Origin of the sequence: Lentzea albida, assembly GCF_900111005.1 — a bacterium.
Lineage (GTDB): Bacteria > Actinomycetota > Actinomycetes > Mycobacteriales > Pseudonocardiaceae > Lentzea > Lentzea albida.
In genome coordinates this window covers 32463-58124 of the sequence record NZ_FOFV01000033.1, presented here as the reverse complement: position 1 = coordinate 58124, position 25662 = coordinate 32463, and the positions used below count along the sequence as shown (strand labels likewise).

Below are 25662 nucleotides of genomic sequence, written 5' to 3'. Positions count from 1 at the left end.
AGGTCGGCGGGTGTGCGATGCGGGGTGGTGAGCGGACGACTGGAGCGGTCGGCCAGGCCGGCCTCGCCTTCGCAGCGCCAGCGACGTATCCACTTGTGGGCCGTTGCCCGGGAGATGCCCATCTCGGCGGCCACGTGGGCGACCGGCCGACCTGTCAGGACGCGAGTGATCAGAAGCCGCCTGCCATGAACGGTCAGGCGGGCGTTACGGTGGGACACGAAGGCCTCCGTGCGGTGCAGATTCGACACCTACACCACACACGGAGGCCTTCCCCATGATCAAGGCCCGTCAACAACGCTCGTGGTCAATACAACTAGCCGACGCAGCCCTCCCCAACTGGCCGCCCCCGCTCGATCTTCCCAACGACGACACCGATATCGGAGTGGATCACGCCGGACGCCCTCCGACGTCGACCACGATCGACGTTCGCCCGCGCGCAGCGGGTTAGCCCCCGAAACGGCGGGTACCTGCCGGTTTCGCGAGTGGCCCGCCGTTGCGTCCGTCGGCGTCCCACCGGAGTGACGGTCGAAGGAGACGCCATGCGTGCGATGGTCTACCGAGGTCCCTACAAGATCCGGGTGGAGGAGAAGCCACCGCCGGTCGTCGAGCACCCGAACGACGCGATCGTGCGGGTCACGATGGCTGCGATCTGCGGCTCCGACCTGCATCTCTACCACGGCATGATGCCGGACACGCGCGTGGGCATGACGTTCGGGCACGAGTTCATCGGCGTGGTCGAGGAGGTCGGGTCCTCGGTGCGCAACCTCGTGCCCGGCGACCGCGTGATGGTGCCGTTCAACATCTTCTGCGGCACGTGCTGGTTCTGCGCACGTGGCCTGTACGCCAACTGCCACAACGTCAATCCCAACGCCACGGCCGTCGGCGGCATCTACGGCTACTCCCACACCTGCGGCGGCTACGACGGTGGCCAGGCCGAGTTCGTCCGGGTGCCGTTCGCGGACGTGGGGCCGACCGTCATTCCGGAGTGGATGGACGACGAAGACGCCGTCCTGCTCACCGACGCGTTGGCCACCGGTTACTTCGGGGCACAGCTCGGCGACATCGTCGAGGGTGACGTGGTGGTGGTCTTCGGCGCCGGGCCGGTCGGCCTGTTCGCGGCGAAGTCGGCCTGGCTGATGGGCGCCGGGCGCGTCATCGTCGTCGACCACCTCGAGTACCGCCTGGCCAAGGCCCGCGCGTTCGCGCACGCCGAGACCGTGAACTTCACCGAATGCGATGACGTCGTGGTGCACATGAAGAAGACCACCGGCTTCCTCGGCGCGGACGTCGCGATCGACGCGGTGGGCGCGGAGGCGGACGGCAACTTCACCCAGCACGTCACCTCGGCCAAGCTGAAGCTCCAGGGCGGCTCCCCGGTGGCGCTCAACTGGGCCATCGACTCGGTCCGCAAGGGCGCCACGATCTCGGTGGTGGGCGCCTACGGCCCGATGTTCAGCGCGGTGAAGTTCGGCGACGCCGTGAACAAGGGCCTGACGCTGCGGATGAACCAGTGCCACGTGAAGCGGCAGTGGCCGCGGCTGTTCGAGCACGTCCGCAACGGCTACCTCAAGCCCAGCGACATCGTGACCCACCGCATCCCGCTCGAGCACATCGCGGAGGGCTACCACATGTTCTCGGCCAAGCTCGACGGCTGCATCAAGCCGCTGATCGTGCCCAACGCCGCCTGAAGGAGACGACCGCCATGACCTACACGTCGGACAAACCGCCGCTGCCCGAGTCCACCGACCAGTTGCGGGCCCGGATCCCGGGCTGGGGCGCGGACCTGGACCCGAAGGACCGCCCGTCCGTGCCGAAGCTGCGGTGGCAGGAGGACCGGACCGGCGCGCACTGGGAGTTCCCGAACCGCCAACCGGAGAAGTGGCCGCGGGAGCGCTCGATCGAGCACGAGTTCCTCGCCCCCGTCTTCGGCACCTCCTGCCCGCCGCGAGGGGCGTCCGGGCGGATCCGCCGGCTCGCCTACCGGAAGTACAGCGAGGGGCGGGCCGCGCACTGGCTGCTGCTGCTCGCCGCCGACCGGGTGGACGCGTGGGAGAGCCACCTGAGCTCGTTCCTGACGGCCCGGCCGGACAACCCCGTCACCGAGACGGGGGTGCTGAGCGAGTTCTCCCGGCACGGCGTCTCCTCCCGCCTCGGCCAGAAGCGGGCCGACGTCAAGCACCAGGTCCTGGACCCGGTCATCGTGGCCGGCCCGTGGGTGCTGGCCGTCGCGGTCGTGGTCACGCTGGTGCGGAAGCTGCTCCGCCGGTCGTAGGTGGGCCCTGAAGCACCCGGTGTGCGGGCGGCTGGGACGCGCTGCTCGATCGCGCTGGTGTGCCGCCGACCAGATCGTCGACGATGCGGGACGAGAAGGTGCGTCGGTAGTCGGTCGGGGTGGTTCCCGTCGCGACCCGGAAGTGGTGGCGGAAGTTCGCCGGGGTTCCCAGCCCGCACGCCTGGCCGATGTGGTCGATGCCGGCGTCGGTCGTCTCGAGCAGTTCGCGGGCGCGGCTGACCCGGGCGGCCGTGAGCCACTTCATCGGGCTGATCCCGAGCTGCTCGGTGAACATCCGGGCGAACGTGCGCTCGGCGACCGCGGCGTGCCTGGCCAGCTCGGCGACGGTCAGCGGGGTGTCGAGGCGGTGCAGGGCCCACTCCAGGGTCGCGCTCAGCTCGGTGCGGTTCGGTGGCGCGGGCGGGCGGGTCACGTACTGCGCCTGGCCGCCCTCGCGGTGGGGAGCGGCCACCATCACGCGGGCGATCGACGTCGCCGTGGCCGCGCCGCAGTCCCGGCGCAGCAGGTGCAGGCAGAGGTCGATGCCGCTGGCCACCCCGGCCGAGGTGAGCAGGGAGCCGTTGTCGACGTAGAGCGCGCCGGCGTCGACCTCGATGCGCGGATGCCGGCGGGCCAGCTCATCGGTGAGCAACCAGTGGGTGGTCGCGCGCAGACCGTCGAGCAGGCCGGTGGAGGCCAGGGCGAACGCGCCCGTGCAGATGGTGGCGATCCGCGCGCCCCGGGAGTGCGCCTCGCGGAGCGCGTCCCGCACGTCCGGGGTGGCGTCCGGTGGGGTGTCCCGCTCCGAGCCCCCGTGGGCCGGCACGATCACCGTGTCCGCCGTGACGACCTCGTCGAGGCCGTGGGGCGCGGTGAGCGACCAGCCGTGGAGAGTCTCCACCGGCCCGGCGGACCGCCCGCACAGGATGACGTCGTAGCGGCTGTCGTGGAGACCGAAGGTCTGGAACGGCATGCCGACCTCCATCGGCTGCACACCGCCGAGGGCGAGCACCGCGACGCGATGCCGCCGGGACGATCCGGTCATGGCGGAATCCTATCGAACAGGGGCATTCCTGCTACTCGTCGCGGCGGGGCGGGCCACGAAGGATGAGGGCATGACAGACACGCGGCCCTACCGCATCACCGTGCTCCTCTTCGACGGCGTCGAGGAACTGGACTTCACCGGCCCGTGGGAGACGCTCCGGATCTGGCAGACGGTGGCGAGCCGTCCGGTGAGCGTGCGCACGGCCAGCCTCGACGGGGCGCCCGTGCGCTGTGCGCTGGGGTTGACGGTCACCCCGGACGGCGGGATCGACGACGAGCCCCTGCCCGACCTCGTCGTGCACCCCGGCGGCGCGGGCATCGAAGCGCTCCACGCGGACCAGGCCCATCTCGCCCGCATGCGGACCCTCGCCGAGCACGGCACGATCATGACCTCGGTCTGCAACGGCGCGATGGTCTACGCCGCGGCCGGGCTGCTCGACGGCCGGGCCGCCACCTCCCACTGGCTCGTCCTGGACGAGCTGGCCGAGAAGCACCCGGAGGTCGAGGTCGTCCGCGACCGGCGCTGGGTGGACTCCGGCCCGGTGGTGACCAGCGCGGGCATCACCGCCGGCATCGACATGGCACTGCACCTGATCGACCGGCTGGAGAACACCGACATGGCCCAGGCGGTGGCCGGCGTGCTCGAGCACCCGTGGGACCCGCGCGTGGACCTCGTCGCGGCGACCAGCCCGGAGACCCGCCGGCACACGCTCACCACCATCGTCCCGCGGATGCAGGCGGCCCGCAGGGACGGTTGATCGGCCTCGGACGGCGTTTCGGGAGCCCGCTGCCGGCAGTGGCAGCGGGCGGTGCGCACGTGCCGCCGACGTGATCGACCGCCCGCCGCCGGACGCACCCCCGCAACGCGCGCGAAGGTCAACGAACCGATCATCGTCACCACCCGGAGGGCGTGATCCGCTCAGGTCGATCCCCGGCGGGAGTTCGGGTCCCGTCCCTCGACGAACTCCTTGAGGTGCACCAGTCCCTGGTCCATGACCTGCTGGGCGCCGGCGAGCAACTCCTGCGCCGACTGGCCGGACGGCAGCAGGGCGCCGCGGGTGTAGACGTCGTAGGCGACCACCGTGCCGTCACCGGCCGGGGTCAGTTCCCAGGTCGCGAACCCGATGAAGGAGCCGTCCAGCCCGTCGAGGCGGATCGTGCGGCGCTGCTCCGCGACCAGTTCGACGTTCTCGACGTAGTAGAGCGGAACGTCGAGGGCTTCCGGTGCTGCCACGTGGAACCGGCCGCCCAGACCGCCCGCATCACCGCTGAGGTGCACGAGTCGCTGACCGGGGCGCCATCCGCTCACATCGACGACGTGCGGCCAGATCGTCGCCGCGCCGGCCTCCACCCGCACCTTGCTGTGGGTCAGGAAGTCGATGGTCTCGAGGGCCTCGGTCATGCGGAATCTCCCTTGTGGACCGCGCCGGGGCGGCGCAGGTGGGTCGGTTGCGCGCCGGCGTGGCCTCGCGCAGGCGGTCGGTGAACTTGCGGCCGCAGAAGGGCCGGCAGGTCGCTCTCGCCGAACACCTGGTGGACGGCGGAATCCCTCGCGCTCGGGGACGAGGGATTCGCCAGGTCGTGACGTCCTGGGACATGGAGACCGGAATCGCCACCACCTGCCCGCGGGACCCGTCGACGGTGACCCGCACGACGTAGGTCTCGTCGTCGAGCCACGAGCTGTCGCACTCCCCCGTCCACCCGCTGGGAGGGAAGGGGTTCAGCGCGAACGTCTCCAGGTCGAGCAGTCCGTGCCCCGCAGGTCCCCGGCGGCGACGGGGCGGTTCCATGCCTCAACCACCTGCCTTCGCGAGCGACGGGACCCGTGCAGAAGTCCAGTGTGGACACTGAAGGAGTCGCGTCACAACCGACGGATGTCGAGGAGCCCGCGCTCCCGGCCCGACATGTGTTCACCGTCGGGCGCCGAGCCGGACGGCGTCACGGCGAGTGCCGAACCACATCTGAGCGTGACGAATAGGCGTGTGACATCGTCGTCTCGCCGGTGTCACGCGGACGGCACGCCACGAGCCGTCGACGAGGTGATGGGGGTGGATCCTTGGCCAAGGTGCCGCTGGCGGACCGGATGTACGAGGTGCTGCTGACACAGCTGATGGACGGGACGCGCAAGCCGGGCGAACCGCTCAACATCGGTGCGATCAGCCGTGAGCTCAAGGTCAGCCAGACCCCCCTGCGGGAAGCGCTCGCACGCCTCGAGCACTCCGGTCTCGTGCAGCGCGAGGCCCTGCGCGGCTACTTCGTGGCGCCGGTGTTCACCAAGCGCGAGATGACGAAGCTCGCCGCCGCCCGCGAACTGATCGAGCCGGCCATCGCCGCCGAGAGCGCGCTGCGCCGCACGCCGGAGTTCCTGGCCGAGCTCGCCGTCACCATCGACGAGCTGGCCGGGTCCGGCGCGAGCGCCGACACCGACTCCGACTCGTTCCGCCTGTACTGGAGCTCGGACGCCCGCTTCCACAGCCTGATCGCCGCGCAGGCCGACAACCCGTTCCTCGAAAGCGCCTTCCACGCGCTCAGCGGGCACGTGCAGCGATTCCGCCTGTTCATGAAGGCCGGGCACGCGCACGCGGGGCAGGCCGCGGACGAGCACCAGCGCATCCTGGACGCGCTGGCGGCGGGCGATCCCGTCGTCGCCTCCCAGGAGATGCTGGCGCACGTGAAGGCCGCGTCCGAGCGCGCGTTGGCCGAGCACGGCTGACGTGACTCCGGTTCGGGACCTGTCAGGCTGAGTTCGCGCGTCCGGCGATGTAGGCGGCGACGTTGCGTTCCACGGCCGTCAGCGGCAGCGTTCCCGATCCGAGCACGACCTCGTGGAACTCGCGCACGTCGAAGGCGGCGCCGAGTTCCTGTTCCGCTTCCCGGCGCAACTGCCAGAACTTCGTCGCTCCCAGCCGGTAGCCGAGACATTGGCCGGGCATGTCCGTGGCGTACCGGAGGGTCTCGGACGCGACCTGGGCCGGAGATTCCATGGTCATCGACGCCATGTACTCCCGCGCCTTCTCGAGCGACCAGCCCATCAGGTTCAGGCCGGTGTCGACGACCAGGCGCTGGGCGACGAACCGCTGGTGCACACAGGCGCCGTACGCGTCCCAAGGATCGTCGTACGCACCCATCTCGAACCCGAGCGAGGCGGCGTACTCGGCCCAGCCCTCGGTGTAGGCGCCGAACTCCGCCGGTGCCGCCTGGGCCTGCACCGGGTGCAGGCCGGTGTCCTCGGCCTGGCGAGCGAGGTGGAAGTGGTGGCCGGGAACGAGTTCGTGCAGGATCAGCGCGGCCGCGGAGATCTGCGCGCGGGAGTCCAGCCCTGATCCGTTGAACCGGTAGCGGCCCACGACGTTCGAGGCGACGGGCGGCTCGTAGTAGCCGTACGACATCCCGGCTTCGAGCGCCGCGTCCAGCCGCTGCACGCCGTACTCGGCCTTCGGCAGGACGCTGAACCACTCCCCGATCCGCGGTTCGATCGCCGCGATGTGCCTGCGGTAGGTGCGCGCGACGGACTCGGCGTCGGGTGCGTGGAAGCGGTCGTCCGCCTGCAGCACCGCGCGGTACGCGGCCTCGTCACCGGTGAACCCGGCAGCACCACGGATGTCCGCCAGCTGCTCGGTCAGCTGCGCCACCTGCTCCAGGCCCAGCTCGTGGACCCGCTCAGGCGAGATGTCATAGGTCGCGTACTGCCGCACGAGCGCGCGGTAGGCATCTTCGCCGCCGGCGTACTGGTGGAGTCCTACCCATTCGATGGCGCGTTCGGCGCCAGGACCGGTCAGGTGGTCAAGCAGCCGGTCGAACGCGGGAAGCACCTCCCCGTCGACGATGCGTTCGACGTCGTCGCGGAGGTTGCCCCGCGCCGCCGCTCCGAGGCCGGCCGCACGGGCCTCGTCGACCCGGAAGAAGTCGGCCGCGGCCACGCGGTGCGCGCGAATGGTGGCCAGGAAACCCGGCAGTGCGGGACGCGGCACCGCGATCCCGTTCTCGGCCTGCGCGACCAGCTTGCCGCGGGCGGCGTCGAGGGTCTTCGCGAAGTCGTCGACCAGCGAGAGGTAGCGGGAGACGTCGCCCCCGTCCGCGAAGGTGAACGGCTCGAACACCTGCTGCCGGTACAACGACCACGGATAGGTCTGGTAGGGCGCGACCGGGAAGGTCCACCAGTAGTCGTTGTCGGCGCGCGCCAGCTTGCGGGCGTACTCCCCGACGACGACGGCGAGGTCGGAGTCCTTTTCGGACAGTGCGGAGATCTCCGCGAGCAGCCGCTTCCCGAACGCGGCGTCTTCCTGCGCCTCCTCCGGAGTGCCGTGCGGGAGCCGCGTGACCGGATCGCCGGCCCGCTGCGCGAGGTAGGGATCACCCGCTCGGAGATGCGACCAGAGACGGTCGGCAAGAGCCCGCAGCGCGATCGAGTCAGTTGTTTCCGGCATCGGACCAAACTATCCACGGGGGCATGGCGGTGGAATCGACTTGTGTCGCTCCCCGGCTCCGACGACCAAGACATCTGTCGACACGTGTCGCGTGGCTCCGCCGGACTTCTGCCCAGCGTCGTCGAGGCCATCGCCGAGGCGGCCACCAGCATCGGCGTACCTGCGGACCACATCGCCGTCGGCTGCGGCTCGGTGATGAGGTCCTGTTCGCGTGGAGGTCCTTCGAGGCCTACCCGATCGTCACGCACGTCTCCGGCGCCCGACAGATCCGCGTACCGCTGACCGACGAGCACACCCACGACCTCGACGCGATCACCCTGAACACGCGGATGCTGTTCGTCCGCAACCCCAACAACCCGGCCGGCACCGCGCTGCAGTGGGCGGCCGGGCACACCAACGTCGCCGTGCTGCGCAAGGTCCACGTGCCGTTCTCCGTCAACGCACTGGCGCAGGTCGCCGCCACCACAAGGTCGTCGTGCGGGCGTTCGTCGACGAAGGCGCCCGCGTGACCATCGGCGAACCCGACGAGAACGACGCCTTACTGGCCGCCGCCCGCGCGTTCACCCTCTGAGAACTACTGCGACGGACTACTGCGACGTCTTCACGAGGTGGGTGCGGAAGAAGTCGCTCACCTTGCGCCAGTAGTAGCTGTTGTGCGCGGCGTCGTAGCTGTGCGGCTGTCCCGGCAGGACCACGAACTCGTGCTGCTTGCGCGCTCGGATGAGGGCCTCGCTCATGGTGACGTTGTTGGACCAGGTGGAGTGGTCGATGGTCCCGCAGAGGAGCATGAACTCCGCCGACATGCGTTCGGCGAGGGGGTAGACCGCGGCGTCGCGGTAGGCGTCGGCGTCGGTCTGGGGGAATCCGAGGTAGCACTCGTACAACACCGACGAGTACGGGTCGAAGCCCGAAGCGGACGACACGGCGGCGCTGTAGACGTCAGGTCGTTCGGCGGCGAGCCGGAATGCGGAGTAGCCGCCCCAGCTGTGCCCGATGACTCCGACCGGCGCGTCCGACAGGAAGGAGTGCCGTGCCTTCAGCTGCTCGACCACGGTGGCGTGGTCGGGTACCAGTGCACCGGCCCAGTCGCGGTGCACGACGTCGTGGAAGGCCTTCGACCGCTCCGGGGTGCCTCGGCCGTCGACGACGAACGTCACGAACCCGAGTTGCGCCAACGCCTGTGCCCTCGGGGTGAACACGTCGTGGAAGGCGCGCGGGACGACCGCGATCTGCGGACCGCCGTAGACGTACTCGATCAGCGGATAGGTCCTGGTCTCGTCGAAGTCGGCCGGGAAGAACATCGTTCCCCACAGCTCGGTCCTCCCGTCCGCGGCGGTGGCGGTGAACTCGCGGGGCGGCGTCCACTCCAGACGCGACACGTCCGCTGTGGACAGTTCGCACAGCAGCGCCCCGTCGTTGCGCCGGAGCACGCTGCGCGGTGCCTCGGCCGGAGTCGACCAGGTGTCGACGAACACGGCACCGTCCGGCGAGAACATCGCCGAGTGCTTCCCCGCGTGCTCGGTCAGGTGCTCCACCTCCCCACCGGCCAGCGGAACCCGCGCCAGGTGGAGGTCGTAGGGACGGGCCTGGTCGAGGTGCGCCGTGAAGTACACGTGCTCGCCGTCGATCCGGCACACGTAGTCCACCGGCCAGTTCCCGTCGGTGAGCTGACCGACCAGGTCGCCGTCGAGGTCGTACTGGTAGAGGTGCTTCCAGCCGGACCGCTCCGACAGCCACAGCAACCGGGTGCCGTCCGGCGTCAGGAACAGGCCGATCTTCTTGCCGAAGTAGACGTCGTGGTGGATGCGCAGGAAGGTCTCGCCTTCCTCGACGAACAACGACCGCGTGGCCCCGGTCCTCGCATCGGCGAGCAGCACCTCGGCCCGGCGGCAGTCGCGGCTCAGCACGAAGACCACCAGCGCGGTGCCGTCGGGCAACCAGGCCGCGTGCACCGGATAGGTGTCGGTGGTGTCGCCGAGGTCCAGCTCCACCGGCGCACCGCCGTGCACGTCCAGTACGTGCAACGTGGTGCGTTCGAGCTTTCCTCCCGCCAGCGGGTCGTAGCGGAAGACCACCTCGGCCTCGCGCTTGAGCTGGTGGACCTGGGGGTTCTGGTACACGCCCCGGTTGTCGACGCGGTGAACGGCGAGACGTGAGCCGTCCGGCGACCAGTTGCACACGGGGAAGGCCAGGCCCAGCATGGCCATCGACGGGTCCACCAGGTCGAACCGGTACTCGTGCTCGGGTGTGCCGTCCGAGGTCAGCGGCACGGACCGCCCGTCCGCGGCGGAGCGCAGCACGACGTTGCCGCCCTCGGTCGACACGAACAGGTCGCCTCCCGGCGACACCAGCTCCCGCACCTTCATGGGGTCGACCATCGGCAGCGTGCGCAGGAACTCCCGCGGCGTCCGGCGGACGCTGTCCGCGAATCCCGTGTGGACGTCGACCGCCCGTTCCTCGGGCACCTCGCGGACATCACCGGTGTCGAGGTCGAGGGTCACCCGATCCGGCCCGACCACGCCCAGGAGCGTGCGCGGCCCGGTGAAGGCGATGTGGTCGAACGGCAGGCCACGTCCGGCCGGAGACCTCCCGGTGGCCTTTCGGACTTCCTCGCGCAGCGCCTGCACGTCGGCGACGAGCGGGGTGCTCTCCCCTGTCTCGAGGTCGACGAGGCGGCCGGTGCGCTCCTCCGCGGTGCCGTCGAGGAACGCGAGCGACCTCCCGTCCGGTGACCAGGCGGGAAGGATCGTCCCGCCGGTGACGAGCCCGTCCAGGCCCCCGATGAACCGGTCGAAGCCGGCGTGTCCGGTGCTCATCGAACCTCGATCCTCACTTGTGGACTGATCATGTGATCACGCTTCGCCGAGCCGGTCGTTCATCGGTTCGGGCGTTCGGCTGGGCAGTTCCGGCAACCTACTGCCGGCCCGGCCGCGTTCGGCATCGACATCCGTCGCCAGTTCACCCGCACCGCGATCCACACTTGTCGTGCGAACGATCCGATCGACATCTGTCGAATCCGGACAGGGAGCAATGCGAAGGTTTGCGCCTGCGCCGGGCCGCTCCCCCGTGGCAGTGTCCGTCGCATGATGACGTCAGATGAACTCCAGGTGAGGCTGGCGGAACTCGCCGCCAGCACTCTCGTGCCGGGTGCCGCGGTCGCGATCCTCCGCGGCGAGGAGACGGTCAGCGCCGTGACGGGTGTGGCGAACATGAACACCGGTGCGCCCGTCGTGGCGAACACCCTGTTCGCCTCCGGCTCGATCTGCAAGGTCTTCACCGCGTCGCTGATCATGACGCTGGTGGACGACGGGCTCGTCGAGCTCGACGCGCCGGTCCAGCGCTACCTGCCGGACTTCACCCTCGCGGACCCGGTCAAGTCGGCGGCCGTCACCGTGCGGATGCTGCTCAGCCACACCTCCGGGCTGCCCAGGAACTTCTTCCCCGACGACCCGGCGGGACCGGACGTCATCGAGAAGTTCATGCAGCGGCTCAAGGCCGTGCCCTTTCCCGGCACGCCGGGCAAGCAGTGGAGTTACAGCAACCCCGGCATGGTGACGCTGGGACGCATCGCCGAAGTCCTCACGAAACAGACCTACGACGACGCACTCGATCAGCGCATTCTGCGCCCGCTCGGCCTCAACGCCACGACCTACCCGGATCGCATGATCATGGGCTCGACGGCGGTCGGCCACCTGGTCGACCCGGCCACGGGTGACGTGACGCCGGCGCCGCTGTTCCGCAAGTGGTTCGGCAACGCGCCCGCAGGATCGACTCTGTGGCTCGACGTGGCCGCCCTGATCGGGTTCGCCCGAATGCACCTCGACGGCGGGCTCGGACCCGACGGGCACCGCGTGCTGTCGGAGGAGTCGGTGGCGGCGATGCAGACACCGCTGGCCGACATCTGGGGCTTCCTCTACCCCCGGTGGGGGCTGGGATGGGGGATCGCCGACGTCGGCGATCGGCGGCTGGTGGCGCACGCCGGTGGCAACATCGGCATGCAGTCCACGTTGTGGGTGATCCCGGACCAGCACGCCGCGGTGGCGGTCCTGACCAATAGCGGCACCGGATTCGGCCTGAACTCGACGCTTGCCGCCGAGATCCTCGAGCGGGAGTTCGGCCTGGAACTGCCGGCTCCACCGTCACCTCCCGACGCCCCCGAATCCGTGGATCCCTCGTTGTACGTCGGCCGGTACGGATCAGTGGAGGGCGACCTCGTGGTCACGTGCGACGCGAACGGAAGCCTGTACGTGCAGGTCGAGCCAGAGGCCTCCCAGGTGGATGCGGGCCGGCTGATGGGAGGCCCGACGGAGCCCTCGCGTTTCCCGATGACCTGCGTCGATGCCGAGCGATCCCGGTTCCTGGTGGCTGCAGGACCAGAGGGATCGCCCCTGGCTTCGATGCCCATGGAGTTCTACGAGGCGGATTCCGCAGGCTGCCCCAGGGTGGCGAATCTGTTGTTCCTCGCCGAGCGGGTCGGCTAGATCTTGAGCGCGGCCTTGCGGCACGAGTTCGCGCGGTACTCCAGGAACGTGCCCTTCGGGTCCTCGAAGCGGCTCCACGGTGCGCCGTCCGCCCGGCCGCCCAGGGCCCGGAACTGCTCGATCACCTCGGCGAAGCGGTTGTGGTCGTACAGCGCGAGGACCAGGTGACCGCGGTCGTCGTTCGAGAGTTCGTCCGCGGCCAGGAGTTGGTCCACCGCGTCGGCCACGAGTTCTGTGCGCCAGATGAGCGGGTCCTCGTCCTCCAGCAGGAACGCCGCCCGCAGGACCAGCGAGGGGCCGGCGTTCGCCGCGAAGTCGAGCATCACGTCGGACGACTGCCCCGCCCAGTACTCCAGGGCGGCCTCGTGGGCGGCGCGGTGCCTCGGTGCGCGGCTGACGAGTTCGTGCCAGATCTCGGCGAAGCGCGCCTGGTCGAACGAGAGGCCGCCGGCGACCTCGACCAGCGTCCACCACGGCGTCGGGTCCTGCGGGGCCAGGTGGATCGCGTGCCGTGCCGCGCGTTCGGCCCGGCGCAGCACGCGGTGGAAACCGTCCACGTGGTCCTCCTCGTCGCTCTCGCCGAGGATCTCCTTCGCCACCAGCACCCACGCGGCCGCGTCGACGGCGGCCAGGTCGCGGTCCGGCTGCTCGTCGCGCCACGTGTTCAGCCACTCGTCCGTGCGCGCGCCTTCGCGGGCCAGCGCCAGGGTCACGCGGGCGCGGTCGTCCCAGTCGCCCCAGGTGGGCTTCATCGCGTCCGCGGCCTGCCGCCACTGCCCGCGGGAGGCGGCGGTGACCGCGCGGGCCAGCACCGGGTCCTCCTCGGGGAAGACGTCGCGGACGTACGCGTCCGGGACCAGGCCCCAGCGTTCCGGATCGGCATGTCTGGTCGGGTCGAGCGCCACTGCGTCGTTCTCCTAGCGGGTCGGGACCTGGTCGACGCGGAGTCCGGCGAGCGCCGCGCGCAGACCTCCCGTGGAGCCCCTGTCGTCGGTGGCCTGGTCGATCTCGGTGGTGAGATCGGGGCCGTGGAACGTCGTCCTGCCGAGCCAGTCGGACTCCCAGCGCGCGTGCCGCTGGTCGGCGAGGGTGAGTTCGACGAGCGCGGTCAGCTCACCGATCAGCAGGCCGCGGGCGAACTCGCGCCGCGCTCGTGGCCCCGGCGTGCCGCTGCCGGGCCGGACGTCGGTGCGCAGCAACGAGGACAGCCGGCCCTCGTCGAGCAGGTCGAGAACGGTGCCGAGCGAACCGCCGCCGACCCGTGCCAACCGCCGCGACCGGTCCACCCGCGTGGCGCGGGCCGCGGTGTGCGACAACGTCGCCCAGTCGACGCGCTGCTTCACGCCGAGCTGTTCGACCAGCGGGCTGACCAGGGTCCTGTCCATCACCGCCCCGTTGTTCGCGAGCAGTGCACCGGCCGGCCGGTCGGGGCCCCTGCTCGGTACGGCCATCGCGGTGACGGCGGCGATCCGGTCCGGCAGCGGCGGGTGTGAGTCGTAGCGGCCGAGCACGCGCTCGGGCGGGTTCTGCCTGACCTCGTCGAGGTAGGCGCCCAGCTCCGGCGAGCCGCGCAGCCCCGCGAACGCGGCGAAGATCGTCGTCGGCAGGAACCCCGCCTCCCAGGCCGGGCGGAAGTGCCTGTCGTGGAACAGGGTCCAGGCGGCTTCGACCACCGGGAGCTCCCGCAGGGCGCTCACCGCGGCCTCGGACCCGGCGATCCGGGTGGCCGTCGCGTCGGCGGCGAGCTCCTGCTGACGCGACAGCGACGCGGTGACCGCGAAGTAGAGCTTCGCGTAGTAGGCGAACATCACGGCGACCACGACGTGGTACCAGGAGCGGTTGTTCAGCCCGGTGAGCATGCGGACCAACGCCACCCGCCCGGCCGCCACCACACCAGCCAGCCTCGTGTCGTGGTTGCCGTAGTGGCCGAGTTCGTGCGCGAGGACGAAGCTCAGCTGCCGCTCGGTCAGGCACGCGAGCAGCGGTGCTCCCACGTACATCCGGCGGGTGGTCGCGACGAGGCCGAGCAGTCGGGTGCGCTGCGACACCGCGGCGTTCGCCTCCGCCACGACGAAGAGGCGGTCCGGTGGACGCGTGCCGACCTCGTCGGCGAGCCGGCGGACCAGCGCCCACAGTTCGGGCTCGTCCTGCTCGCCGACCGGTTCGCCGCGCTCCTCGTCGTCCGAGGCGCCGGCGATCGTGAACAGGCCGGTGAGCAGCGCGAACGCCAGCGTTCCGCCGATCACGACGGACCAGACGAAGCCGATCGGCCGATCGTGGACGAGGAACAGGACGTTGACCAGCACGATTCCGGCGATCAGCGCCAGCCCGAGGACGTACACCCCCACGAGCAGCGCGACCGCGACGACAGCACGCATCACTTCCCCCCAGCACCGCCCCCTGCGGCAGGAGAAGTGTGCACGATGGACGGTCCTGCCGGACAGCGTGCCCCGGGAGTCGCGCATCACAGGCACCGGCGCGGTCACCGCCGACTGATCATCCGAGTAGTTCTACCGACGTCGCTCCGAGCCACCGCATATAACGTGCACGCAGGAGGTGCGGGAGTGAGTACACGGTTGGCCGGTGTGGCGGTGCACCTGCCGGAGACGCGGATGAGCACGGACGAGGTGGAGCGGCGTTTGGGGCCGTTCACCCCGCCGCCCGGGCTCATAGGCCGGTTGACCGGTATCCGGTCGAGGCACGTGATGCGCGAGGACGAGCAGGCATCCGACCTGGCGGTCGCGGCGGCGCGGAAGTTGCTGGCGGACACCGGTTCCGAGCCGGCGGACGTCGACCTGCTCCTGTTCGCGTCCGCCAGTCAGGACATGGTGGAGCCGGCGACCGCCCACATCGTCGCGGCGAAGCTCGAGCTGCGCTGCCCCGTGATGGACGTCAAGAACGCGTGCAACAGCGTGCTCAACGCGATCGAGGTCGCCGACGCCCTGATCTCGACGGGTCGTTACCGCACGGTTCTCATCGCGAGCGGGGAGTCACCGTCGCGGGCTGTGCGCTGGGACGTGGCGAACGCCGCGCAGTTCCGGCGTGCCTTTCCCGGGTACACGCTCTCCGACGCGGGCGCGGCCGTGCTGCTCACCGCCGGTGATGCCGGCGTGCTGGGCAGTGCGTTCACCGCGGACTCGACGTGGTGGGACGTCGGCACCCTCCCCGGTGGCGGATCCCGGCATCCGCGCGATCCGGAGTTCACCTACTTCGACATGGACGGTCCGCGGCTCAAGGACGCGTTCCTGCACCTGGGCCGCGACGTCCTCGACGACACGCTCCGCGGGCTCGATCTGACGTGGGACGACTTCGCGGTGGCCTGCGTGCACCAGGTGTCGTTGCCCTACCTGGAGATCTTCGCCGACCGCGCGGGCGTGCCGCGCGACAAGCTGGTGGTGACGCTGGCCGAGCACGGCAACGTGGCGTCCGCGAGCCTGCCCCTGCAACTGGTCACCGCGCAGCGCATGGGCCGTTGCGGTCCGGGCGACCTCGTCGCGCTGGTGGGGCTGGCCGGTGGCGTGAGCCTCGGACTCGTGGTGGTGCGGCTGTGAGCCTGTGGGTGGTCGTGCCGGCCTACAACGAGGAACGCTCCATCGTCGCGACGCTGAGATCCCTCGCGGCGCAGGAGGACCAGGACTTCACGCTGGTCGTGGTGGACAACGGCTCGACCGATTCCACCGTGGACCTGGTGCGGCGGTTCCACGGGCAGAATCCGGGGCTGCGGCTGGAAGTCGTGCACGAGCCGCAGAAGGGCACCGGCGCGGCGGCGGACACCGGGATGCGCCACGCCGTCGCCCGCGGGGCGCGGTGGCTGGCGCGCACGGATGCCGACTGCCTGCCGGCACCGGACTGGACGGCCCGGATCAAGGCCGCGCTGGGTGGCGGGCTTCGACTGGTGTCAGGACAGCTCCTGCCGCGCGAGGACGAAGGGGTTCCGGCTGTCACGCGATGGGTGCTGGTCGTCGCCGTCGAGGTCGCGTCGCTGTTCGGCAAGGTGAGGTCCGGCAACCGGGATCCCCGCTACCTGGGTCCGTACGTGATGACGCCGGGCTGCAACATGGCGATCACGGCCGAGTTGTACGTGCTCGCCGGTGGGTTCCCGCGGTCGAAGATCGAGGACCTGCACGAGGACCGCGCCCTCGTGAACGCGGTTCGCCTGCACACCAAGGCGTACGGGCGGAGGCGGGACGTTGTCGTGCACGGCTCGTCGCGGCGGGCGCGGGCGTGGGGGCTGCGCAGAACGCTCGCCTGGTACGCCGACCACCGGTACCGGCCGGACGTCGTGGACATCCGATGAACTGGGAGCTGAAGCTCCACCTGGCCGCGCACCCGGTCGCCTACCCCTTGGTCCGCGCGGTCGGCCGCATCGCGCCGGTGGTCCGCGTACCGCGGGTGGGGGTCGTGGTCAGCGACGCCGCTCTCGCGAAGGAAGTGCTCAACGACCCGGCGCACTTCACCAAGACCGGGCCGGGGTCACCCGCGGACCTGTGGACGCCTGTGGTGGGCCCGACCGTGTTGCTGAACATGGAGGGCGCGGCGCACGGTGAACTCCGGCGCAAGCTGTCCGGGCTGTTCACCCCGCGCAGCGTGTCCGAGCTGTGCGGGGCGGTCCTCGACGCACCGCTGGAGGAGTTGCGGAACGCTCTGAGGTCCGGCCGCCCGGTCGACCTGGTGGCCGTCGTGCGGCGGCTGGTGGGTGCGGTGATCTGCGGACTGGTCGGGCTGGAGGCGTCCGAGGCGGTCGCGGCACACCTGGCGGGAACCGCGATCACCTCGGAGATCCGGCTGGGCCGCCGGTCGCTGACGCCCGCGCAGGTGCTGCGGTGCCGGCAGTCGCTGGGTGTGCTCACCCGGCCGGCCGCACGGGCGTGGGCCGACGGCGACCCGGCGACCGTGCCGGGCCGGATGCGGCAACTCGGGCTCACCGAGGAGGAGGCGCTCGGCGCGGTGGCCGCGTTCGTGCTCACGGGGACCGAGACGCTGGTGTCGTACGTCCCGCGGCTGGTGGCGTTGCTGCACGACTTCGGCTGGCTGGACCGGCTGGCGGCGGACAGGAGCCGGGTCGACGACGCGGTCGCCGAGGCGCTGCGGGTGACCGTGCCCTCGCCGGTGATGCTGCGCAGCGTCGCCGCGGACACCCGGATCGGCCGGGTGCGGGTGCGGGCGGGCGACCGGGTGGTGATCGCGACGATCTCGGCGGCCACCGCGCTGGGGTCGTTCGATCCGGAGCGTCCGCACCCGCAGGAGATCAGGCAGCTGTGGTTCGGCGCGGGACCGCACTTCTGCCTGGGAATGCCTTTGGCACAAGCGGAGATCCACGCGGTGCTCGGCGCCGTGCTCGACGCGACTCCCCTGTCCGTTGTGGACCGCAGCGCCGCCCAGCGGGTGCTGATCCCCTCCTACTCGAAACTGGTGGTGCGCAGTGGCTGACGACCTGCTGATCGGGGTGCTGCAGGCGGCCAGGCGCCACAGCAGGCGCCCCGCGCTGACCGACGGACGCGGGAGGACGACGACCTACGGCGAGCTGGCCGACCGCGTGCTCGGCACAGCACATCGGTTGCGCTCCCGGGGTTTCTCGCCCGGCAGCCGGATGCTGTTCTCGGTGCGACCGGGGCCTGACGCGATCGTCCTGGCTCTCGGAACCGTCGCGGCCGGCGGCACGGTGGTGTTCGTCGACCCCGGTGGTGGGCAGGAGCTCTTCACGAGGCGCACCGAACTGGCAGGACCGGCGTGGGTGGCGGCCGAATCCCTGCTGTACGCGGCGAGCGCACCCGGCCCGGTGCGCGCCCTGGCTCGTCGCAGGGGCGTGCTCCTCCCGGACTACACCTCCCTCCCGGTGCGGTACATCAGATCCGGGCCGTGGCTGCCCGGTGTGCCGCTCCGCTCGGTGTCCACCCGGAGGCTCGCGAAACCGGTCGCCGACGCGCCGGTGCCCGATCCCCGGCCGGACCAGGACGCCGTGGTCGTGTTCACCTCGGGCACCACGGCGGAGCCGAAAGCCGTTGTGCACACCAGGGGTTCGCTCGCGGCCGCGCTGACCGTGCTGGCGACGCGGTGCGAACTCGACCAGGACTCCCGAGTCCACACCGACCAGATGATGCTGGGACTTCCCGCGCTCATCGCGGGTGCGCACTGGTCCATGCCGCCCTACGGGTTCGCGCCCGCCGCGGAGCCCGCCGCGCTCGCGGCCGGCCTGGAGGGCGCGACCCACACGTTCCTGGTGCCCTCCGACCTGGCCGCGATCCTCGACAGCGGGGTCGCGCTGCCGCGGTCGCTGCGCCAGGTGTTGCTGGGGTCCGCACCGGTCCTGCCCCCTCTGCTGCGACGTGCGCGAGCCGCGCTGCCGGAGGTCGAACTGCTCGCCGTGTACGGCATGACCGAGATCCTCCCGGTGGCGATCGCGACCGCCGAGGAGAAGCTGGCGCACGACGGCGACCTCCTCGGCCGGCCGTTGCCGGGCGTACGAGCCCGTGTCGCCGAGGACGGGGAGCTGGTGGTGTCCGGGCCCAACCTGTGCCGCGGTTATCTGGGATCGCCACCGTTGACCGAGCACGCCACCGGCGACCTGGCTCGACTGGAGGGCGACCTGATCGTGCTCACCGGCCGGAAGAAGGACATGATCCTGCGCGGGGGCACCAACGTGTACCCCGGCCTGTACGAACCGGCCATCACCCGCCTGCCCGGAGTGGCGGACGCCGTCATGATCGGCGTGCCGGACGAGATCGGCGACGAGCGGATCGTGCTGGCACTCGTGGCCACCCCGGACGCGGGCCCCCACCTGGCCGCGCGGGTCCGGGCATCGCTGCCGGACCTGATCGACGTCTACGCGCTGCCGGACGAGGTCGTGGTGCTGCCGGAGCTGCCGTTGTCGGGCCGCACCAGGAAGATCGACCGGTCCGCCCTCCGCGCGGGACTGGCTCGCTGATGCGGCTCGCGGTGACGGGCGCGACCGGTTTCGTTGGCGGGGCGGTGTGCCGTGCTGCCGAGGCACGGGGCTGGCAGGTGCACGCCTACGGCTCGCGTTCGTGGGACATCACGGCGGGCCCGCTGACCGATCCGCCGGCCGTCGACGCGGTGGTGCACTGCGCCGCCGCCGTGACCGACTGGGGTTCTCCCGCGCAGATCCGGCGGGTGAACGTCTCCGGCACGCGGAACGTCCTGGAGACCTTCCCTGATGCGCGGTTCGTGCACATGTCCTCGGCGAGCGTGTACGACCCGTTCAGGCCGACCACCTCGGCGGTCGAGTCCACCGCCCCGGTGAGTCGCTACCTCACCGCCTACGGTGCGACGAAGGCCGAAGCCGAAGGAGTGGTGCTGGCACGTCCGGACAGCGTCGTCCTCCGCCCCCATGCCGTGTACGGCCCCGGCGACCCGACTCTGCTCCCGCGGGTCCTGAGCGCGATCCGCGGCCGCACCTTGTTCCTCGTGGGCGACGGGCAGGCGCCGCAGTCGCTCACGTCGATCGACAACCTGGCGCAGGCCAGCCTGCTGGCCTGCACCGGCCGGCCCGGCGTCTACAACGTGGCGGACTCTTCGCCTGTCGTACTGGAAAGCGCGGTGCGGGACCTCCTGCGGGAACGCGGCCTGGACGTCCGGATCCGCCACCTCCCCCTGCGACTCGCCTGGTCCCTGGCAGCGGTGGCCGAGCCCGTCTGGCGACTGGCGGGCCGAGCCACGCCTCCCCGCCTGACCCGGTACGCCATCAGCCACCTCGCCCACGAGCGCACTCTCGACATCACGGCGGCCCGGACGCACCTCGGGTACAAGCCCGCACCGACGTCTTTTGCCGGTGCGGCAACGTGGTGAGCCGCTCGTCACCACCGCAGGGCGCTGAGCCGCCTGGTCAGAACCGGTGACAACGTGCCGTCGGCGGTCGTCATCGCGTGCCCCACGTCCGGCAGGACCACGCGGTGGCCGACCACGGCGGCGAGCTGGTCGGTGGTGTGGCAGGGCACCTGGGGGTCCAGCGCGCCGCAGGTCAGCAGCACGGGCATCGGCCGCAGCCGGCGTGCGACGTCGGGCGGGAAGTACGCGTCCACGGACGTGATGTACCGGCGGCTCGGTCCTGCCAGTGCCTGGAACAGCGCGGCGAGCGCCGGCGGCATGCCCGTCGTGTCGACCGGGCGGCCTCCCCGCAGGTCGGCCACGGCCAGGTCGACCGCACGGTCCGCGGCCCGCCCTTCTGCCTCCGGCACGGCACCTGCCTCGACGGCCTGCCCGATCTGGCCGTGCAGTTGCATGGCCAGCACGTCCAGCATCCGCAACGCCAAGGGCTGCAACAGGATCAGCGCGGCGGCACGCCGGTCGCGGGGTGCGTCCGCGGCGAGCACCAGCGCGGTCATCGCTCCCTCGCTGTGCCCGGCGAGCGCCACCCGGCGCGGAGCCACCTCCTCGCGGCCCCGCAGGTAGTCGCGGGCGGCCGCGGCCTGCCGGACGAACGCCGGGTAGTCGATCTCCTGGGGACGCCCCGCCCACTCCCCCAGCCCGGTGCGGCCGGTCCCGTACTTGTCGAACCGCAGGGTCACCACGCGATCGCGGTCCAGCACGCCGGCCAGATCGCGGAGGGTGTTCGGCGTGAGCGCCGGAGGCTGGTTGCCGTCGCGATCGGTGGGCCCGCTACCGGGCAGCAGCAGGGCCGCGGGCAGCCGCTCCCCGCGGCGGCGTTCGGGCACGTGCAACGTCCCGTAGGTGGTCGTGCCGTCGACGACGAAGGAGATCTCCTCGTCCTGCGCCGGCACCCACCCGGCGTGGTGACCGCCGCCGACCGCGAGGGCGGTCGGGGCCGGTGAGGCGACCGTGACACCGGCCGCCGTCGACAGCACCGCAGCCAACGCCACCGCGGCGTTGGCGATCACCGGTTCGTCGCCTTCTCGACCATCGCCACGACCGCGCGCGGGTCGTCGACCTCGACCACGAGCCGGGTGTAGGTCTCGTCGGCCAACTCCACGACCACGGCCTTCTGCGCGTCCCGCACCGCCCAGAAGACCTTCTCGCCCTCGTGGTGGAACGTGCCCGCGGTGATCACCTTCGGCACGTGCGTACCCGGCGCCCGGATTCCCTTGGGCTCGCCCAGAATCCCCGGATCCACCGTGGCACCCCGCACGTTCGCCAGGGGGATGGTCAGCCTGCTCTTCAGAGCCCACAGCTTGTCCAGTCCCTCCATCTCCACCACCAGGTCCTCGCCCTGCACGCTGACCACAGCCATGTCAGATCCCCTCACCAGGCGCCGTTTCCGGCGCGTCCTGTTCAGCCGGGACGCCGTGGCGCCCGGCCTCGGGCCGGCGACGCAGCCACCGGCCCAGCAGCACCTCGGTGGCCGCCGGATCACCCATCGCCTCGTCGAGCTCGGCGAAGACGGCGGACACCAACTCCGCCACCTCCGCGTCGTCCGGCGCCCGGTCCACCGCGGCGAGCAGCAACAGATCCCACGTCAGCGCGACCCCCGGCTCCGCCGCGCGGGCCAGGTGCGGACGCACCTCCTGGTCGATGTGCCGGCGCAACGCCGCGAGGTACACCCCGCGCTTGCTGCCGAACACGCCGTAGAGGCTGTTGCGGTGCACACCGAGCCGTTTGACCAGGTCGTCGATCGAGACACCGTCGTAGCTGCGGCCGGCGAACAACTCCGCGGCCGCCTCGACGACCTCGTCCACGTCGAATGACCGTCGCCGTCCCATGAGACGACCCTAGCGTTTTCAGGAACGATCGGTCAAGAACGAGCGTTCCTGAATTGGGCGGCGCTGAGCGGACGCAAAAACTCCGGGAACCGCAACACAGTGCGGTTCCCGGAGTCGCGGTACTGCGTCTCCCCTGGAGATGTCAGGCGGGGAGCAGCACCGAGTCGATGAGGTACACGGTGGCGTTGGCGGTCTTCACGCCACCGCAGATCACGTTGGCGTCGTTGACCTTCAGCGCGTCCTTGGTGCCGGTGACCTTGACGGTGCCGGTCTGGACGGTCTTCTGGTCGCCGACGATCTTGTCGGGCGAGATCTGGCCGGGGACGACGTGGTAGGTCAGGATCTTGGTGAGCAGCGCGTCGTCGGTCTTGAGGGTCTCGATCGTCGCGGCGTCGATCTTGGCGAACGCGGAGTCGACCGGGGCGAAGACGGTGAACTCGCCGCCGTTGAGGGTCGAGACGAGGTTGACCTTCGGGTTCAGCTTGCCGGACACCGCGCTGACGAGGGTGGTGAGCAGCGGGTTGTTGGACGCGGCGGTGGCGACCGGGTCGGCGGCCATGCCGCTCACGGAACCGGCGCCCGACGGCACCTGCTTGGCGTAGTCGGCACAGCCGGGGCCGACGAGGTCGCGGGCCGGGTCGGCCATCGCGGCCGACGAGGACGCGGTCGTGGTGGGCGCGGCGGCGGAGCTGGAGCTGCCACCGCCGGCCGTGTCGCCCGAGCCGCACGCCGTGCCGAACAGGGCGAGCGCGGCGGTGCCGACGGCGAGAACGGTGTTGCGGACCGACTTGTTCATGACGGGACATCTCCAGGGAGCGTTCGGGTTGTGTCGGAGGGGATTCGCCACTCCGGGCGGAGTGGATGGGTTCGGTTATCGACCCGTTACCCAAGAATCCGCGAACCTCGCACCACCAGCACGAACAGTCCCGCGCCGTCCAGTTCCTCCACAGTGGACGACGAGATCGATTCACTCTTCCGTGTTCGCAAGCACCTTCGCGGCGCGGAGCCGCGGCGCGGATGTCGCGATGATCGCCTCCTCGGGGACGAGGCCTACCACGACGCCGGCCTGTCGGCCATCGGCTCGTTCACCGCGACCGTGAACGCCGGCGGGCAGGCCTTCTCCTTCACCTTCGGCTGACGTGGGGCAGCCCGGCGAGCCGGTGGGTCACGTGCGCAGCAGATCCAGCATCGCGAGGGATCGCCGCACGGCGGCGCTGGAACTGACCAGGAGGTCCACGGTGGACGCGTCGACCTCCCCGCTCACACGGACTCTGATCACCTTCGCGACGGCGGCGGGAACCACCATGCACCGCACGCGTGCGACGCTTCGCTCTGCGAGGCGGAATTCCACCGCGGGCGGTAGACCTGCGGGGTCACTCCCGTTCACGGCAGGGGCTGCTGGTGGTAGGGGTTGTCGAGGAGCACGCCGGTCATCCAGATCTGCGGGTGGGCGTGCACCATCGGGACGATCACGTCGCCGTCGAACAGGTCGAGGTCGTAGAAGCACAACGCGTACACCGGGCGCGTCGTCACCCACCGGCTCGCGTTCACCTCGTGCCGGAAGAGCGCGTCGAGCTGGCCCGGCCGGCTCAGCGCGCTGCCGGCCCAGCGCATGTCGCCCGCGACCCGGCAGGGGGTTCCCTGCTCACCCGACCACTCGTCGAGCTCGGCCATGAACGCGTCGCTGTCCATGCCGTCGTCGCACCGGTAACGGCTTTCCGCGCCGTTCACCTGAAGTCGCGGGTGCGGACCTCCCAGCTTCCGTTCCGCGTCGTCCCGGTCCCCGGCCATGGCGAAGTACTGGCACGCCTCGCCGCGGTGGAGCCCATCCGCGAGGAACGGCATCAGCAGCTCGTCGCGCTCGGCGGGGCCGTGGTGGAACACGCACAGGTGGGAGTGCATGTCCAGCGGCACGCCGTCGAACACCGCACCGGTCACCGGCCCTCCAGCGATCGCCCCTGCAGCACCTGCCACGCGCGCGTGGCGACGTGGACGTTCAACCGAGTTTCCACGTCACCCAGGTCGAAACCGGTGATCTCCCTCATCCTGCTCAGCCGGTACCGCAACGTGCTGCGGTGGATCATCAGCGCGGTCGCGGTCCTGTCGTAGCTGCCGCCGCACTCGAGGAACTGGGAGAGCGTGCGGACCATGTCCGCGGCCCGCGCCTCGTCGTAGTCGATCAGCCCGCCGAGCCACTGCCGGACGAAGGCCGTCACCTCGGCGCGGCTCTCCCCCGCGTCGAGGATCCGGTAGAGGCCGAGCTGCTCGAACGACGCCATCCCGTTCGGTGTGCCCGAGGCCTGCCGGATGCGCAGCATGCGCACCGCCTCGCGGTACGACCGGGGCAGCGTCTCCGGTGTGTCGCACGCTCCGCCGACGGCGACCACTCCCGTCTCCACGCCCAGGTCGTTCGCCACGGACCGGAACAGCGCCTCGCAGTCCGGATCTCCAGCGACGAGCACCACCACGACGCCGGAACGGCGCGAGCACAGGGCTTTCCAACCCAAGGCGACTACCGCACGCGCCACCGCGTCCGACAGATCGCTGTCGGCCTGGGCGCCGTCCCACTGCGCCACGAGCACCTGGTGGGTGCCCCGCAGGTCGTGGCCCAGCGCGTCGGCCCGTGCGTACGCGCTGGCGTTGTCGGTGCCGGCGATCAGGTCGTCAACGAGCTCCCGGTGCAGCCTCAGCTCCACCTCGGCGAGGGTGCGCTGGTGGGCGAGCTCCAGCGCGAGCACGGTCGTGCCGTACTCCAGCGTGAAGACGTCCTGGTCCCCCGCGGTCTTCGCCGGCTCGACCAGGGAGACCACGCCCAGCACCTCGTGGTGCGGCTTGACCAGCGAGATCAGCCGGTCCTTCTCCCTCAGCGGGGACGTGCGGCGGGCGGCGCGGGCCAGCAGGTCCTCCCTGCGCCGCGCGGGCGGCTTCGGGTACGGGTCGGGAAGGCCCGGCCCCGCCCACGCGCGCAGGTTGCCGAACTTGTCCTCGATGGCGACGGACAGTCCGGTGAGCTCGTGCAGCGCCTGCGCGATTCCCGGCTCACCGTCTCCACGAGCACCCTCGCGAGTTAGCACGTCGTGCACGCGTTGCTGGTGCCGCAGCACGTCGACCGTGTCGGTCAGCCGGGCGTTCACCTCCGCCCGCTCGTCGTTGGACCGGCGCAGCTCCTGGACGTAATCGTCACCCCTGCGGTGCAGGGCCGCGTTCGCGAGCGCGGCACTGGTCTGCTGGCAGAGCACCTTGAGCAGGAACATGACGTCGACCGTCGGCTCCGAGTCCGCGGCCACGACCAGGCAGCCGGCGAGACCGGCCTGCTCCCTGAGCGGGAACGCCCAGCGCCACGTGCCGCCGGGGAGCGCCACACCGGATCCGTGCTCGTCGATCTGCGACACGATGCGGTCGAGCTCGGCGTCGGGCGGGCGGTCCGAGGGCTGGCGCTCCAGCGCGCCCCCCGCCGCGAGGTAGGTCGCGGCCACCGTGCACGGCCCGAGCGACGGCACTGCGGTCGCCGCAAGGGCGAGGATTTTCGCGGCGTCCCTGCCGCCGAACATCTTCATCGACAACACGAAGACGCCGTAGAGATTGGACAGTTGGGTGCGAGCCCACCCGTCCACTCCTCCGGTGCCGGCGATCATGGTCCCTCCGTGACTGGTTGCCCGTCGACCGCTCGGGGACCTCCCGGTCGTGCTCCCGTGTCCACCGGGGAAGACCGGTTTGGTCCTGGCAGGACGACGCGCCGCACATGTGTTCTTCGCGAGGGTTGA

At 71.0% G+C, this 25662-nt stretch carries 24 protein-coding genes and 1 pseudogene; 12 read left to right on the top strand and 13 right to left on the bottom strand.

The window, feature by feature from the left end; all coding sequences use genetic code 11:
- On the bottom strand, positions 1 to 218 hold a 218-nt coding region (locus tag BMY74_RS43060), incomplete at its 3' end, for a leucine zipper domain-containing protein (protein WP_143091970.1).
- A 321-nt stretch (positions 219 to 539) separates the two neighbouring features.
- Here BMY74_RS43060 and BMY74_RS43055 point away from each other — a divergent pair.
- The gene (locus BMY74_RS43055; protein ID WP_089927978.1) at positions 540 to 1688 is read left to right on the top strand and encodes a zinc-dependent alcohol dehydrogenase; all 1149 of its coding nucleotides are present in this window, start codon (positions 540 to 542) and stop codon (positions 1686 to 1688) included.
- Positions 1689 to 1702: 14 nt separating this feature from the next.
- Positions 1703 to 2272: a hypothetical protein gene (locus tag BMY74_RS43050; RefSeq protein ID WP_089927976.1), complete on the top strand. Its 570-nt coding sequence runs from the start codon at positions 1703 to 1705 to the stop codon at positions 2270 to 2272.
- Here the strand turns inward: BMY74_RS43050 and BMY74_RS43045 are convergent.
- Positions 2238 to 3317, bottom strand: coding sequence for a GlxA family transcriptional regulator (locus tag BMY74_RS43045; protein ID WP_218159958.1), 1080 nt, complete (start codon positions 3315 to 3317; stop codon positions 2238 to 2240). The genes BMY74_RS43050 and BMY74_RS43045 overlap by 35 nt on opposite strands.
- A gap of 70 nt (positions 3318 to 3387) precedes the next feature.
- Between BMY74_RS43045 and BMY74_RS43040 the strand changes: the two genes are divergently transcribed.
- Entirely contained in the window at positions 3388 to 4074 is a 687-nt protein-coding gene (locus tag BMY74_RS43040) for a DJ-1/PfpI family protein (RefSeq protein WP_089927974.1), read from the top strand.
- 161 nt (positions 4075 to 4235) lie between these two features.
- On the opposite strand, the gene BMY74_RS43035 is transcribed toward BMY74_RS43040, so the two are convergent.
- The gene (locus BMY74_RS43035) at positions 4236 to 4718 is read right to left on the bottom strand and encodes an SRPBCC family protein (RefSeq protein ID WP_089927971.1); all 483 of its coding nucleotides are present in this window, start codon (positions 4716 to 4718) and stop codon (positions 4236 to 4238) included.
- A gap of 663 nt (positions 4719 to 5381) precedes the next feature.
- Here BMY74_RS43035 and BMY74_RS43025 point away from each other — a divergent pair.
- Positions 5382 to 6029 (top strand): GntR family transcriptional regulator, encoded by a 648-nt coding sequence (locus BMY74_RS43025; RefSeq protein ID WP_245786721.1) that lies wholly within the window; start codon positions 5382 to 5384, stop codon positions 6027 to 6029.
- 22 nt (positions 6030 to 6051) lie between these two features.
- Here BMY74_RS43025 and BMY74_RS43020 read toward each other — a convergent pair whose 3' ends face one another.
- Positions 6052 to 7743: a DUF885 domain-containing protein gene (locus BMY74_RS43020; RefSeq protein ID WP_089927966.1), complete on the bottom strand. Its 1692-nt coding sequence runs from the start codon at positions 7741 to 7743 to the stop codon at positions 6052 to 6054.
- 102 nt (positions 7744 to 7845) lie between these two features.
- Here BMY74_RS43020 and BMY74_RS43015 point away from each other — a divergent pair.
- Positions 7846 to 8314, top strand: a pseudogene (locus BMY74_RS43015) (aminotransferase class I/II-fold pyridoxal phosphate-dependent enzyme); the annotation flags it as partial.
- Between the two features lie 16 nt (positions 8315 to 8330).
- On the opposite strand, the gene BMY74_RS43010 reads toward BMY74_RS43015, so the two are convergent.
- Positions 8331 to 10559 (bottom strand): S9 family peptidase, encoded by a 2229-nt coding sequence (locus tag BMY74_RS43010; RefSeq protein ID WP_089927964.1) that lies wholly within the window; start codon positions 10557 to 10559, stop codon positions 8331 to 8333.
- Between the two features lie 267 nt (positions 10560 to 10826).
- Between BMY74_RS43010 and BMY74_RS43005 the strand changes: the two genes are divergently transcribed.
- Positions 10827 to 12224: a serine hydrolase domain-containing protein gene (locus BMY74_RS43005; protein ID WP_089927961.1), complete on the top strand. Its 1398-nt coding sequence runs from the start codon at positions 10827 to 10829 to the stop codon at positions 12222 to 12224.
- On the opposite strand, the gene BMY74_RS43000 is transcribed toward BMY74_RS43005, so the two are convergent.
- Together BMY74_RS43000 and BMY74_RS42995 are read right to left on the bottom strand one after the other, a co-directional pair.
- The gene (locus BMY74_RS43000; protein ID WP_089927959.1) at positions 12221 to 13129 is read right to left on the bottom strand and encodes a hypothetical protein; all 909 of its coding nucleotides are present in this window, start codon (positions 13127 to 13129) and stop codon (positions 12221 to 12223) included. The two genes, BMY74_RS43005 and BMY74_RS43000, sit on opposite strands and share 4 nt — an antisense overlap.
- Positions 13130 to 13141: 12 nt before the next feature.
- A complete protein-coding gene (locus BMY74_RS42995; RefSeq protein ID WP_177230218.1) occupies positions 13142 to 14602 on the bottom strand; it encodes a M48 family metallopeptidase in 1461 nt (486 codons plus the stop codon).
- Between the two features lie 186 nt (positions 14603 to 14788).
- Here BMY74_RS42995 and BMY74_RS42990 point away from each other — a divergent pair, with 186 nt between their 5' ends.
- From BMY74_RS42990 to BMY74_RS42970, 5 genes are read left to right on the top strand one after another with little or no spacing between them, the layout of a single operon-like run.
- Positions 14789 to 15775, top strand: a complete 987-nt coding sequence (locus tag BMY74_RS42990; protein WP_089927953.1) for a 3-oxoacyl-ACP synthase III family protein — start codon at positions 14789 to 14791, stop codon at positions 15773 to 15775.
- Complete coding sequence (locus BMY74_RS42985; protein ID WP_089927950.1) at positions 15772 to 16521, top strand: glycosyltransferase family 2 protein; 750 nt, start codon at positions 15772 to 15774, stop codon at positions 16519 to 16521. The genes BMY74_RS42990 and BMY74_RS42985 overlap by 4 nt, the downstream gene beginning before the upstream one ends.
- The gene (locus BMY74_RS42980) at positions 16518 to 17654 is read left to right on the top strand and encodes a cytochrome P450 (RefSeq protein WP_089927947.1); all 1137 of its coding nucleotides are present in this window, start codon (positions 16518 to 16520) and stop codon (positions 17652 to 17654) included. The genes BMY74_RS42985 and BMY74_RS42980 overlap by 4 nt, the downstream gene beginning before the upstream one ends.
- A complete protein-coding gene (locus tag BMY74_RS42975) occupies positions 17647 to 19149 on the top strand; it encodes a class I adenylate-forming enzyme family protein (protein ID WP_089927946.1) in 1503 nt (500 codons plus the stop codon). Before BMY74_RS42980 ends, BMY74_RS42975 begins: the two co-directional genes overlap by 8 nt.
- A complete protein-coding gene (locus tag BMY74_RS42970) occupies positions 19149 to 20030 on the top strand; it encodes an NAD-dependent epimerase/dehydratase family protein (RefSeq protein ID WP_089927944.1) in 882 nt (293 codons plus the stop codon). The genes BMY74_RS42975 and BMY74_RS42970 overlap by 1 nt, the downstream gene beginning before the upstream one ends.
- A gap of 8 nt (positions 20031 to 20038) precedes the next feature.
- On the opposite strand, the gene BMY74_RS42965 is transcribed toward BMY74_RS42970, so the two are convergent.
- The 4 genes from BMY74_RS42965 to BMY74_RS42950 form a co-directional block, all read right to left on the bottom strand.
- Positions 20039 to 21079 carry an alpha/beta hydrolase family protein gene (locus BMY74_RS42965; protein ID WP_089927942.1) on the bottom strand — a complete coding sequence of 347 codons (1041 nt, stop codon included), beginning with the start codon at positions 21077 to 21079 and terminating at the stop codon, positions 20039 to 20041.
- A complete protein-coding gene (locus tag BMY74_RS42960) occupies positions 21076 to 21429 on the bottom strand; it encodes a hypothetical protein (RefSeq protein WP_089927939.1) in 354 nt (117 codons plus the stop codon). Before BMY74_RS42960 ends, BMY74_RS42965 begins: the two co-directional genes overlap by 4 nt.
- Before the next feature lies 1 nt (position 21430).
- Positions 21431 to 21898 carry a TetR/AcrR family transcriptional regulator gene (locus tag BMY74_RS42955; protein WP_089927937.1) on the bottom strand — a complete coding sequence of 156 codons (468 nt, stop codon included), beginning with the start codon at positions 21896 to 21898 and terminating at the stop codon, positions 21431 to 21433.
- A 142-nt stretch (positions 21899 to 22040) separates the two neighbouring features.
- A complete protein-coding gene (locus BMY74_RS42950; protein ID WP_089927934.1) occupies positions 22041 to 22694 on the bottom strand; it encodes a fasciclin domain-containing protein in 654 nt (217 codons plus the stop codon).
- 153 nt (positions 22695 to 22847) lie between these two features.
- Here BMY74_RS42950 and BMY74_RS42945 point away from each other — a divergent pair, with 153 nt between their 5' ends.
- Positions 22848 to 23036, top strand: a complete 189-nt coding sequence (locus BMY74_RS42945; RefSeq protein ID WP_089927931.1) for a hypothetical protein — start codon at positions 22848 to 22850, stop codon at positions 23034 to 23036.
- A gap of 245 nt (positions 23037 to 23281) precedes the next feature.
- Here BMY74_RS42945 and BMY74_RS42940 read toward each other — a convergent pair whose 3' ends face one another.
- Complete coding sequence (locus BMY74_RS42940) at positions 23282 to 23836, bottom strand: MEDS domain-containing protein (protein WP_089927929.1); 555 nt, start codon at positions 23834 to 23836, stop codon at positions 23282 to 23284.
- Positions 23833 to 25533 carry a PucR family transcriptional regulator gene (locus BMY74_RS42935; RefSeq protein ID WP_089927927.1) on the bottom strand — a complete coding sequence of 567 codons (1701 nt, stop codon included), beginning with the start codon at positions 25531 to 25533 and terminating at the stop codon, positions 23833 to 23835. The genes BMY74_RS42940 and BMY74_RS42935 overlap by 4 nt, the downstream gene beginning before the upstream one ends.
- Positions 25534 to 25662: the final 129 nt, after the last annotated feature.